The organism is Pseudomonadota bacterium (genome assembly GCA_023229365.1).
In the GTDB taxonomy this organism is placed as follows: Bacteria; Myxococcota_A; Polyangia; order JAAYKL01; family JAAYKL01; genus JALNZK01.
In genome coordinates this window covers 17,695-29,627 of sequence record JALNZK010000068.1, presented here as the reverse complement: position 1 = coordinate 29,627, position 11,933 = coordinate 17,695, and the positions used below count along the sequence as shown (strand labels likewise).

Annotated in this window: 8 protein-coding genes; 7 read left to right on the top strand and 1 reads right to left on the bottom strand. The window is 70.9% G+C overall.

Translation table 11 applies throughout. The features are described 5' to 3' along the window. From M0R80_21150 to M0R80_21120, 7 genes are all read left to right on the top strand, one after another. The coding region (locus tag M0R80_21150) for a hypothetical protein (GenBank protein MCK9462141.1) at positions 1 to 443 on the top strand (443 nt) is incomplete at its 5' end. Continuing rightward, positions 443 to 1,942, top strand: a complete 1,500-nt coding sequence (locus M0R80_21145; protein MCK9462140.1) for a response regulator — start codon at positions 443 to 445, stop codon at positions 1,940 to 1,942. The genes M0R80_21150 and M0R80_21145, both read left to right, overlap by 1 nt. 8 nt (positions 1,943 to 1,950) lie before the next feature. Next, entirely contained in the window at positions 1,951 to 3,495 is a 1,545-nt protein-coding gene (locus M0R80_21140) for an ATP-binding protein (GenBank protein MCK9462139.1), read from the top strand. Next, the gene (rph, locus tag M0R80_21135; GenBank protein MCK9462138.1) at positions 3,492 to 4,244 is read left to right on the top strand and encodes a ribonuclease PH; all 753 of its coding nucleotides are present in this window, start codon (positions 3,492 to 3,494) and stop codon (positions 4,242 to 4,244) included. Before M0R80_21140 ends, rph begins: the two co-directional genes overlap by 4 nt. Before the next feature lie 6 nt (positions 4,245 to 4,250). Then, entirely contained in the window at positions 4,251 to 4,844 is a 594-nt protein-coding gene (gene rdgB, locus M0R80_21130; GenBank protein ID MCK9462137.1) for an RdgB/HAM1 family non-canonical purine NTP pyrophosphatase, read from the top strand. 51 nt (positions 4,845 to 4,895) lie between these two features. Continuing rightward, positions 4,896 to 9,224 (top strand): hypothetical protein, encoded by a 4,329-nt coding sequence (locus M0R80_21125; protein MCK9462136.1) that lies wholly within the window; start codon positions 4,896 to 4,898, stop codon positions 9,222 to 9,224. A 267-nt stretch (positions 9,225 to 9,491) separates the two neighbouring features. Continuing rightward, positions 9,492 to 11,168 carry a formate--tetrahydrofolate ligase gene (locus M0R80_21120; GenBank protein ID MCK9462135.1) on the top strand — a complete coding sequence of 559 codons (1,677 nt, stop codon included), beginning with the start codon at positions 9,492 to 9,494 and terminating at the stop codon, positions 11,166 to 11,168. A 113-nt stretch (positions 11,169 to 11,281) separates the two neighbouring features. Here the strand turns inward: M0R80_21120 and M0R80_21115 are convergent, their stop codons facing one another. After that, positions 11,282 to 11,830: a four helix bundle suffix domain-containing protein gene (locus tag M0R80_21115; protein MCK9462134.1), complete on the bottom strand. Its 549-nt coding sequence runs from the start codon at positions 11,828 to 11,830 to the stop codon at positions 11,282 to 11,284. Between the last annotated feature and the right edge of the window lie 103 nt (positions 11,831 to 11,933).

Below are 11,933 nucleotides of genomic sequence, written 5' to 3'. Positions count from 1 at the left end.
ACCACACCTCGCACGAGGGCGCCGTTGCGGAGGATCACGTCCCGGCCCCCGAGGTCTCCGAGCCCGTCGCGGCGAAGCCTGCCGAGGAGGCCGACGCACCGGCGACGATGCCACGGGTGCTGGAGGTGGATCCGCGCCTGGCCCGCGCCATGTCCGCCGCCGCCAACTCGCGCAAGCAGGACTTCAAGGTGCTCGCGATCCTTTGGGACGCCTACGGGCGCGGCCTCGTGCCGCTCTCGGCCAAGGCGGTCTCCGACCACGGGGTGCAGATCGGGCTCGCCATCCGCCACGAGAACGTGCGCAAGGTGATCCGGATGCGCCTCGAAAAATACGTCGACTACCACAACGAAGGCGCCGGCACCGCCACCATCTACAGGTACGCGTTGAACGCGACCGGGCGCGATCACTTCGCCGCGACCTACTTGCGGGAGAGCGAGAGTTGATGCGGTTCCAAGACTCGAGCCAACCGGCCGAGAGCCCACGCGTCCTGGTAGTCGACGACGAGAAGGTCATCCGGGAGATCCTCGCGGACTTCCTCACGCTGGAAGGGTTCCGCGTCACCACGGCCGCCGACGGCATCGCCGCCCTCGAGCAGCTCGACGCGGGCTCCTTCAACATGGTCATCTCCGACCTCAAGATGCCGAACATGGGGGGGCTCGAGCTCCTCGAGCAGATCCAGTCGAACCACGAGAACGTGCTCACGGTCATCATGACCGGGTTCGGCACGGTCGAGACCGCCATCGAGGCGATGAAGAAGGGCGCGTACGACTACATCCTCAAGCCGTTCAAGGTCGAGGAGGTGGTCCACATCGTCCATCGCGGCATCGAGAAGCAGCGCCTCACCTCGGAGAACATCCGCCTGAAGGAGATCATCTCCCTGCACGAGCTGTCCGAGGAGCTCCAGGCGACGCTCTCGATGAACGAGGTGCTCGTCTCGACCCTCTCGGCGGCGGTTCACAACCTGTCCTGCGACTTCGCCTCCATCTACCTGCGCGAAGACGCCACCGGCGACTTCCGGCTGGCGAGCCACATCGTGCACCCGGACGCACCGCCGGGCACGGCGCCGTCGGAGATCGACCTCGACCGCCTGCTCGCCGAGCTTTCGGACCAGCGCACCATCCTGGTGCAGGCGCCGCTGGCGCAGGAGTTCTACCACGTGCCGCCCGAGAACATCACCACCTTCATGGCGGCGCCGCTCGTCGCCCGGCAGCGCACGCTCGGCATCCTGACGGCCCGCTCCAGCACCGCCGGGGTGCGCTTCGTCGAGGGGCAGCGGAAGCTGCTCAACATGCTCGGCTCGCGCGCGGCGGCGGCCATCGACAACGCCTCGCTGTTCAACAACCTGCAGCAGACCTTCCGGCAGACGATCCAGGGGCTGGCGCGCGCCATCGAGGCGATGGACAAGTACACGGCCGGACACTCCGACCGCGTCACCGTGTACGCGCGCGTCACCGCGGTCGCGCTCGGCGAGACGCCCGAGCAGGTCGAGCTGATCACGCAGGCGGGCATGCTGCACGACATCGGCAAGCTCGGGTGCCACGCGAACCTCAACAAGCCGGGCAAGCTCACCGACGAGGAGTACGAGATCTTCAAGCTGCACCCCACGTTCGGGCGGGAGATCCTCGAGCCGATCACGTTCCTGCAGCCGCTGATCCCCGGCGTGCACCTGCACCACGAGCGCTGGGACGGCGCCGGCTACCCGCTCAAGCTCAAGGGGGAGGAGATCCCCAAGATCGCGCGGATCCTCTCGATCTCGGACGCGTACGACGCCATGACCTCGAGCCGCGCGTACAGACGGGCGATGGAGCACGACGTCGCCGTCTCCGAGCTCCGGCGCTGCGCCGGCTCGCAGTTCGATCCGGATCTCGTCGAGGCGTTCCTGCGGGGGATCGAGCGCCACCGCGCCGAGTGCCTCGCGCACGGCGTCCCCATCCCGGAGTGACGCCGGCCATGAACGAGACCGCGCACCTTGGAGAGCTCGAGGTCGAGAAGCCGAGGAGCTCGGTGTCGCGGCGCGTCATCGCGGCGTTCGCCGTCGTCGTCGTCGCGTTCGCGGCGCTGCTCGCGGGCGGCATCGCGCTCTACCGGCAGACCGTGTCGGAGCTGTCCCTCATTAATACGGCCTACCTCCCCCTCACCCTGGGGACCTCGGACATCCGCGCGACGCAGCTCGTCTTCAACACGCTGATGGACCGGATGGCCGACGCCTCGGAGCAGCACGCGGCCAGGGCCTGGATCGACGCGGCGCGGCGCTTCCGGCCGGCGACGCTGCGCAAGCTCGCGGGCCTCGCGCGGCGAACGGCGGCGAGCGAGGACATCCCCGACGACGAGCGCGCGTTCCTGGTGGAGATGGGGGGGCGGCTGCGCGAGGTCGAGAAGCGGTACCGGCAGAACGAGCTCAAGTTCCAGCAGGCCTACGCGGAGATGGACTCCGGGCACGCCGCCGAGGCGATCAGACGGATCGAGGATCTGAAGCGCGCGGAGCGGCTGCTCGACAGCGTCCTCGGCGGCATCGAGGCGGAGCTCAAGCGCCACATCACGCAGCTCAGCGAGAGCGCGGCGCGCGACGGGAACCGGGCCGCTCTCGGCCTCGCGGCCATGACGCTGGTGGCCCTGCTCGTCGGCGCGGCGATGATCTTCTCGGTGCGGCGCTCCCTGCAGCCGCTCCGCCGGCTCCAGTCCGCCGTCTTCGAGGTCGCGAAGGGCGACCTCCGCACCCAGATCGAGGTGTCGCGCAACGACGAGATCGGCGCGCTCGCGACGTCGTTCAACCGCATGACGCGGGCGCTCGCGGACCGCGGCGAGCGGCTCGTGCGCTCGGAGCGGCTCGCGACCGCGGGCAAGATGGCGGCCCAGGTGACGCACGAGATCCGCAACCCGCTCTCCTCCCTCGGCCTGAACGCCGAGCTGCTCGAGGACGAGCTCGAGGCCTCGCCGGACCGCCCCGAGGCGCGCGCCCTCCTGCGCGCCATGCAGGACGAGATCGAGCGCCTCACCGGGATCACGGAGTCGTACCTCCGGTTCGCGCGGCTCCCCTCCCCGGAGCTCGAGCTCGCCGATCTGAACCGGACCGTCGAGTCCGCGCTCGAGTTCATGGGCTCGGAGCTTTCGGAGGCCCGCGTCGAGGTGACCGCGCGGCTCGCGGCCGAGATGCGCCCCGCCCTCTTCGATCGCGGCCAGATCCGGCAGGCGCTCGTCAACCTGCTGCGCAACGCGCGGGAGGCGCTGCCCGACGGCGGGCACGTGCAGGTGTCCACCTGGTCCGACGCCCGCGGCGTCGGGCTCGCGGTGGCGGACGACGGCCCCGGCATCCCGGCGGACGTCGCGCCGCAGATCTTCGACAGCTTCTACACGACCAAGAGCGGCGGCACCGGGCTCGGCCTGTCCATGGTGCGCCCGATCTGCCTCGCGCACGGCGGCGACGTCCGGCACGAGGAGAACCCGGGGGGCGGGAGCCGCTTCGCCATCACCCTCCCCGAAGGAAGGACCCCATGAACCCCGTCGGACAACGCGACACGAGCGCCGTGCGCGGCGTGCGGATCGCGCCGAACTACCTCAAGCACCCGGAGGGCTCGGCGCTCATCGAGATCGGCGACACCAGGGTGATCTGCACGGCGAGCGTCGAGGAGAAGGTGAAGGACTGGATGCGAGGCAAGGGCCGCGGCTGGGTGACCGCCGAGTACTCGATGCTGCCGCGTGCGAACGCGACGCGCAGCCTGCGCGAGGGGCAGTTCGGGCGGTGGCCCTCGAGCCGCTCCCAGGAGATCCAGCGCCTGATCGGCAGGTGCCTGCGGGCCGCGATCTGGCCGGCCCGGCTGGGCGAGCGGAACATCACGATCGACTGCGACGTGATCCAGGCGGACGGCGGCACGCGCACCGCCTCGGTGACCGGCGGCTTCGTGGCGCTCGCGATCGCGCTCGACGGCTTGCGCCGCGAGAACAAGATCAAGCTGTTCCCCCTGAAGTCGATGCTGGCGGCGGTCTCGGTGGGCATCGTCGACGGCAAGCCGATCGTGGATCTCGACTACAACCTCGATTCCCGGGCGGACGTGGACCTCAACATCGCGGGCGACGGGCGCGGCCGGATCGTCGAGATCCAGGCCACGGCGGAGGGCGCGACCTTCGAGCCGCGGCAGCTCGAGGAGATGGTGGCGCTCGGCCTCGGCGCCATCGACACGCTCGTCGCGGCGCAACGCGAGGCGCTGGGGCGCGCCGGGGTCGACCTCGACGCGCTGATCGGGTGACGCAGGATGCGGACGCGGCTCGTGATCGCGACGAGGAACGCGGGCAAGGTCGCGGAGCTGCGCGCGGCGCTCGCCCTTCTGGGCTTCGACGTCCTGTCGCTCCGCGATCTCCCGTCGGCGCCCGACATCGAGGAGGACGCGGACAGCTTCGCCGGGAACGCGACAAAGAAGGCGACGGAGATCTCCCTGGCGCTCTGCGTCGCGGCGCTCGCGGACGACTCCGGGCTCGAGGTGGACGCGCTCGGCGGCGCGCCCGGCGTGCACTCGGCGCGGTACGGCGGCCCCGGGCTCGACGACGCGGAGAGGAACCGCCTCCTGCTCGAGGCGCTGCGCGACGTCCCGGCCTCCGCGAGGGGCGCCCGCTTCCGCTGCGCCATCGCCTACGCCGCGCCGGGCGAGGCGCCCCGGCTGTTCGAGGGGGTCTTCCCCGGGCGCATCGCGTCCGGCCCGCGCGGGACGCACGGCTTCGGCTACGACCCGATCTTCCTGCCCGACGGGTACGAGATCTCGCTGGCCGAGATCCCCCCCGCGGAGAAGCTCCGCGTGAGCCATCGCGCGCGCGCGCTCGCCGCGTTCGCGCACTGGGTGGAGTCGCGCTGACTTCCAACGTATACTGGCGCCGACCTGCAACCGAACGAAGAAGGAGCCCCCATGCCACGCAGAACGACCATTCTGCTCTCGTTGGCGAGCGCCGTCACGGCGCTAGCGTTCGCGGCGACGTCGGCCGCCGACCCGTTCCGGACGAGCGCCCTGCCCCCGGATCTGGCGCCGTGGGTGCCGTGGGTCATGGACGACGAGCCGGACTACGCCTGTCCGGCCGTGGACGGCGCCGCGGTGTGCGTCTGGCCGGGCGCGCTGGAGCTCGACCTCTCGGCCGAGGGCGGCGACTTCGTGGCGCGGGTCCACTCGGACCGGGAGATCCTGTACCCGCTGCCCGGGGACGCGCTGCACTGGCCCCAGGAGGTGCTGCTGAACGGGCGGACGATCCCGGTGCTCGATCGCGACGGCCTGCCGCACGCGGCCCTGCCGGCCGGCGACTCCCGGATCGAGGGGACGGTGTACTGGCGCGAGATGCCCGAGGGGATCCGTATCCCCCGCGAGACCGCGATGGTCGCGGTGCGCGTGGACGGCGTCGACGTCCCGTTCCCGCGGCGCGACGAGGACGGCCTCCTCTGGCTGCAGAGCGCCGAGGGCGCCGGCAAGGAGGGCGACGCGCTGGCCCTCGAGGTGTTCCGCAAGCTCACCGACGGGATCCCGATCCTCGTCGAGACCCGGATCGTGCTGCGCGCCTCGGGCAAGTCGCGCGAGATCGACCTCGGCAAGGTGCTGCTCGAGGGCACGGAGATCATGAGCGTCGACGCAGACGTCCCCGCGCGAGTCGACAAGGACTCCCGCCTCCGCGTCCAGGTCCGGGCCGGCACGCACAACGTCACGCTCGTGGCGAGAGTCGCGGGCGCGCGCGACGTGTTCGGCGCCGAGGAGCGGCCCGAGCCGTGGCCGTCCGACGAGATCTGGGTGTGGCAGGCGGACGAGGTGATGCGCCAGGTGAGCCTGACCGGACCGTCCGGCATCGATCCGTCGCGCACGAGCATGCCTAAGGAGTGGACCTCGCTCCCGGCGTACCTCATGGCGCCCGGCGCGCAGCTCAAGCTCGCGACCACGCGGCGCGGCGAGCCGGATCCGCCGCCGGATCAGCTCTCCTTGAGCCGCGAGTTCTGGATGGATCTCGACGGCGGCGGCTACACGGTGCGCGACGGCCTCACGGGCGACCTGAACCGCACCTGGCGCCTCGACCTCGTCGCCGCGGGCTCGAAGCTCGGCCACGCCGCCGTGGACGGCGAGGATCAGCTGATCACCGAGAACCCGAAGACGAAGAAGCCGGGCGTCGAGCTCCGCAAGGGCGCGCTCGCCCTCACGGCCGAGTGGCGGCTCGAGAGCGGCGCGCGAAAGCTGCCGGCCGTCGGCTGGACCGAGGACGTGCAGCGGCTCTCCGCCACGCTCAACCTCCCGCCCGGCTGGACGCTCCTCACGGCGTCCGGCGTGGACGAGCTCCCCGGGACGTGGTGGGACGAGTGGGATCTGTTCGGCTTCTTCTTCGTGCTGCTCGTGTCGCTCGCGTTCGGCAAGCTCACGCGGTGGTTCTACGGCGTCGGCGCGCTCGTCGTGCTCGTGCTGCTGCACATGGAGGCGGAGCTCGCCGTCGTCGTGTTCATCAGCCTGAGCCTGCTCGTCACGCTCGGGCTGCTCAAGGTGCTGAAGCGCGGCGTGCTGCACGTCATCCTGCACGTGTCGTGGTGGGTGAGCGTCGTCATCCTCGCGCTCGCGCTCGTGCCGTTCAGCGTGGATCAGTTCCGCACGGGCCTGTACCCGCAGATCGACGACGAGGGGATGTTCACGGACTTCGATCAGGCGATGACGCTCGCGGCGATGGGCAACGCCAAGGAGGCGATGGAGCCGCCCATGGCGCCGGCCCCGATGCAGATGCAGCAGGCGATGGACGAGGAGCAGATCAAGGAGGAGCTCTCGCAGCTCGTCGCGAAGGGGGGCGCGGGCGAAGGGACGGTGTCGGCCGGGGAGAAGGACATGCGGCAGCGGGCCGACGGGGCCGACGTCGGCGTGCTGGACGCCCTCTCCTCGCTCTCCCGCGCGAGCGGCGGCGAGTCGGAGTACGGGAACGTCGCTGGGAAGAAGAAGGCCGCCTCCAAGGCGGCGTGGCGGTCCGCGCTCCAGCAGGATCCGAAGGCCGTCGTGCAGACCGGGCCGGGCGTGCCGACGTGGCGGTGGCGCAGCTGGTCGATGAGCTGGTCCGGGCCGGTGAACAAGGATCACGGGATCAAGCTGTACCTCCTCGGCCCGGGGATGAACCTCTTCCTGTCCGTGCTCCGCGTCCTCCTGCTCGTCGGCCTCGCCGTCGTCCTCGTGCGCGAGGCGCGCGCGACGATCCGCGGCGCGACGCCGGGCGCAAAGGCGGCGAAGCCGAGCGGCGCGGTCAAGGCCGCGGCGGCCGCGACGGCCCTGGGGCTCGGGCTCCTCGTGTGCGGCACGGCGCGAGGCCAGGAGATCCCGTCGCAGGAGATGCTCGACGCGCTCCGCGGTAAGATCACGCGCGCGCCGGACTGCTCCCCGACGTGCACCGCGAGCTCGCGGCTCGACATCGAGATCGCGAACAACAAGCTCGTCATCACCGCCGACGCGAGCATGGGCGCCGCCGGCGGCTTCCGCATCCCGGGTCCGGCCGGGAACTGGGTCCCGGCAACGGTGTCCGTGGACGGGCGCCCGACGTCCGCGGTGGCGCTCCTCGAGGACGGGTTCCTCCACGTGCGGCTCGACAAGGGGCAGCACACCGTCGTGGCGGAGGGCCCGCTGCCGAAGAACGACGCGGTCACCCTCGAGCTCGGCGAGCAGCCGCACCTCGTGGAGGCCTCGGCGCCGGGCTGGGACGTGGCGGGGATCCGCGACGACGGCCGCGCCGACTCGTCGATCCAGCTGAGCCGCGTCGTGCAGGCCGCGCCGGGCGCGGCGCCGACCGCCGCCGTCGACGAGAACGCGTACCCGCCGTGGCTCGAGGTGGCGCGCACCTTCGACTTCGGGATCCCGTGGCTCGTCCACACGACGGTGCGCCGCGTGAGCCCGTCCGGATCGCCGATCGTCGCGCGCATCCCGCTTTTGCCCGGCGAGTCGGTGACCGAGTCCGAGCTCCGGGTGGAGGGCGGCGCGGTGGTCGTGTCCCTCGGCCGCGACGACACGGAGTCGATGTGGTCCTCCACGCTCGGGGAGCAGCCCGGGATCGACCTGACCGCGGCGGTCGACGCGCCCTGGAGCGAGGTCTGGATCGTCCGCTGCAGCCCGATCTGGCAGTGCGGCCACGACGGGATCGCGCCCATCCACCACGAGGTCGAGGGCAGGCTCGAGCCGACGTTCCGGCCGTGGCCGGGCGAGAAGCTCGCGCTCACGCTCGGCCGTCCCGCCGGGGTCGAGGGGCAGTCGATCACGGTCGACTCGGCGGCGCTCACCGTCTCCCCCGGCATCCGCCTCCTCTCCGCGACGCTCGATCTCGTCGTGCGCTCGAGCCGCGGCGGCGTGCAGGGGATCACGCTCCCCGAGAAGGCGTCCATCCAGGTCCTCTCGGTGGACGGCCAGGCGCGGCCGTACCGGATGAACGGCCGCAAGCTCGAGGTGACCCTCATGCCCGGCGGCCAGCGGATCCACCTCGAGTGGCAGCAGCCCGGAGGCATCTCGGCGAAGCAGATCGTTCCCGAGGTCGTGCTCTCGGGCTCGGCGGCGAACACGACGGTGACGATCGAGCTCCCCGGCGATCGCTGGCTCCTGTGGGCCGGCGGGCCGAACTGGGGACCGGCGGTGCTGTTCTGGGGCTACATCGCCGTCATCCTGATCGCGGCCTTCGTCCTCAGCACGCTGGCGTTCAGCCCGCTCAAGGGCTGGCAGTGGGCGCTCCTCGGGCTCGGGCTCACCCAGGTGCCGGCGGCGGTCTCGCTCGTCATCGTGGGCTGGTTCCTCGCGCTCGCGTGGCGCAGGCGCAAGCCGCCGGAACACTTTTTCTGGCACAACTCGCTGCAGATCGTGCTCGGGCTGTGGACGCTCGGCGCGCTGATCTGCCTGTTCGGCGCGGTGTACCAGGGGCTCGCGGTGCAACCCGACATGCAGGTCGCGGGCGCGTCGAGCACCAACACGCACCTCGTCTGGTACGCGGACCGCACCGAGGGCGCGCTGCCGCGGCCGTGGGTCGTGAGCCTGCCGCTCCTTGTCTGGAAGATCGCGATGCTCGCGTGGTCGCTCTGGCTCGCGTACAGCCTCGTCCGCTGGGGGCAGTGGGCGTGGAAGGCGTACAGCGCCGAGTGCCTGTGGCGCTCCCTCCCGCGCCCGGCACGCCAGTCGGTCGTAGCGCCGATGCCGGACGCGCCTCCCGCAGCGCCGCCCACCGACCCGCCGACCGAGCCGCAATCACCGGGCACCCCGTAACAACGTCGACCGGCGCCGAATAGGCCCCCGCGCAGGATCTGCGCGGGCTGGGGAGACAGCCGCTCTGACGCTCCCGGATCCCGCCCGGGATCCGGGCGGGTTTGGGTTTCCGTCTTCTTCTCCAGCCCGCGCGAATCTCGCGCGGGTCCGGCTCTCGCCGTCCATCCCGTCCACTTCGTCCACACCGTCCACTTCGTCCACTCCGTCCCCTAGCCCTCCCCCTCCGACGTGGTTAGACTCTCTCCTAGCCCAAACCAGGAGGACGAGATGAGCATCCAGCGCGACATCGACATCGCCCACTCCGTGAAGCCGAAGCCGATCGGCCGCATCGCCGCCGACCTCGGCATCGAGCCGGACGACCTCATCCCGTTCGGGTACTACCGCGGCAAGGTCCACTTCCGCGCCATCGCGCGCTCCAAGCGGCCCGAGGGCAAGCTGATCCTCGTCTCCGCGATCACGCCCACGCCCGCCGGCGAGGGCAAGACGACGATGACGATCGGCCTCGCGCAGGGGCTCGCCAAGGTGGGCGCGAACGTGACCGCCGCGCTGCGCGAGCCGTCCATGGGGCCGCTGTTCGGCATGAAGGGCGGCGCGACCGGCGGCGGGCGCTCGCAGATCATCCCGATGGAGGACATCAACCTGATGTTCAACGGCGACTTCCCTGCCGTGCAGGCCGCGCACAACCTGCTCGCCGCGGCGCTCGACAACGCCGCGCACCATAGGGAGCTCCCGGACCTCGATCCGCGCCGGATCATCTTCCCGCGGGTCGTCGACATGAACGACCGCAGCCTGCGGCGCGTGATCATCGGGCTCGGCGGCGCGACGATGGGCGTGCCGCGCGAGTCGCACTACGACATCACGGCCGCGAGCGAGGTGATGGCGATCCTCGCCCTCTCCAACGACTACGACGACCTGCGGCGCCGCCTCGCGCGCATCCTCGTCGGCCTCACGTACGGCGAGGAGCCGATCACCGCCGAGTCGCTCCACGTCGCGGGCGCCATGACCGCGATCCTGAAGGAGGCGATCCACCCGAACCTCGTGCAGACGCTCGAGGGCGTGCCGGTGTTCGTGCACTGCGGCCCGTTCGCGAACATCGCGCACGGCTCCAACTCCGTGCTCGCCACGCGGATGGCGCTCGCGCACGCCGACTACTGCGTCACCGAGGCGGGCTTCGGCTTCGACCTCGGCGCCGAGAAGTTCTTCGACATCACCTGCCGCGCGGGCGGCTACGCGCCCGAGATGACGGTGCTCGTGGCCACGTGCCGCGCGCTCAAGATGCACGGCGGCGTGGGCAAGAAGCAGCTCGGCGCGCCCGATCCCGCGGCCGTGGAGCGCGGCCTGCCGAACATGGAGAAGCACATCGAGAACATCAAGAAGTTCAACGTGCCGGTCGTGATCGCGATCAACAGGTTCGCGAGCGACACGGACGAGGAGATCGCGGTCGTGAAGAAGCGGTGCGACGAGCTCGGGGTGCGCTGCGCCCTGGCCGACGTGCACGCCCGCGGCGGCGAGGGCGGCGTGGAGCTCGCGAGGATGGTGCTCGACGCGACGTGCAAGGGCTGCCAGCTGCCGCTCAAGCCGCTCTACGAGCCCGAGTGGACGCCGGAGCGGAAGATCGAGACGATCGCCCGCGAGATCTACGGCGCCGTGCACGTCGACTACACCGCGGACGGCAAGCGCGACCTCAAGACGGTATACAAGCTCGGCTACGACAAGACGTTCGTGTGCATGGCCAAGACGCCCAAGTCGCTCTCCGACAACCCGGATCTGCTCGGCCGGCCCAAGGACTTCGTGATCACCGTGCGCGGGATCGAGATCGCGGCCGGCGCCGGCTTCATCGTGCCGCTCACGGGCGACGTCATGCGCATGCCCGGCCTGCCCAAGAAGCCCGCGTACGTCAACATGGACGTCGACGCGAACGGCGAGGTCGTCGGGCTGACGTAGATAGCAGCGCGGGTGGGACGAGGAACGGTGGGACGGCGGGGACAATTAGGACCATTGGGACCCCGCAATCCCACCTGTCCCGCAAGTCCCCGTAGTCCCACTCTGCCCTCGTCCTACTTGCTCCTCCCCCACTCCCTCCGCGCCCGGCTCATCCTCTCGCTGAAGCCGCCCTGTTCCACGAACCGCCGCTCCAGGTGGCGCAGCTGCCTGCCCAGCAGGTAGGTCGCCTGGTGGATGCGGCAGATGATCGTGTTCGCCGCGCGCTCCGCGTCGGACATGAGGGTCGCCTCGGCCGGCGCGTCATCGAGGGCGCGGCCTCTCGCGGCGAGCGCCTCCGGCGAGTCCTTCGCCCACTGGCGCAGCCCGCGATGGCGCAGGAAGTCCTCGTAGTCGAGCAGCAGCTCGACGAGGCTCGAGCGGGCGACGCTCGTCAGCGTGAGCTCCATCTTCCTCGACGTCGCCGACGCCATGCTGCCTTCGGCGATGTTCTGCACGCCGCTGCGCGCGGCCTGCACCATCTGGTCATGGGTTCGCGATCGGCGATCGACGAAGCGGTCGCAGAAGCGGACCGTGAGGTCGTAGACCTGCTGGGCGCGCTGGAAGCTGTGCAGGTTCCGAAAGCCGCCGTGCGGCTCGATGAACGAGGCGGTCTCGGGTTTCATTGTCGTCCTCCTTTTACGAAGGAATCGGACGATCCGAGGGAAAGTTTCCGAAAAAGAGCGGGTGGGGGGAAAAAAGGAGCGGGTGGGACGGGGAACGGTGGGA

Excerpts from the sequence above, each read along its gene's own strand:
- M0R80_21140 (MCK9462139.1), top strand. The coding sequence starts at position 1,951 with ATGAACGAGACCGCGCACCTTGGAGAGCTCGAGGTCGAGAAGCCGAGG.
- M0R80_21115 (MCK9462134.1), bottom strand. The coding sequence starts at position 11,830 with ATGAAACCCGAGACCGCCTCGTTCATCGAGCCGCACGGCGGCTTTCGG.
- rph (MCK9462138.1), top strand. The coding sequence starts at position 3,492 with ATGAACCCCGTCGGACAACGCGACACGAGCGCCGTGCGCGGCGTGCGG.
- M0R80_21145 (MCK9462140.1), top strand. The coding sequence starts at position 443 with ATGCGGTTCCAAGACTCGAGCCAACCGGCCGAGAGCCCACGCGTCCTG.
- M0R80_21120 (MCK9462135.1), top strand. The coding sequence starts at position 9,492 with ATGAGCATCCAGCGCGACATCGACATCGCCCACTCCGTGAAGCCGAAG.
- M0R80_21125 (MCK9462136.1), top strand. The coding sequence starts at position 4,896 with ATGCCACGCAGAACGACCATTCTGCTCTCGTTGGCGAGCGCCGTCACG.
- rdgB (MCK9462137.1), top strand. The coding sequence starts at position 4,251 with ATGCGGACGCGGCTCGTGATCGCGACGAGGAACGCGGGCAAGGTCGCG.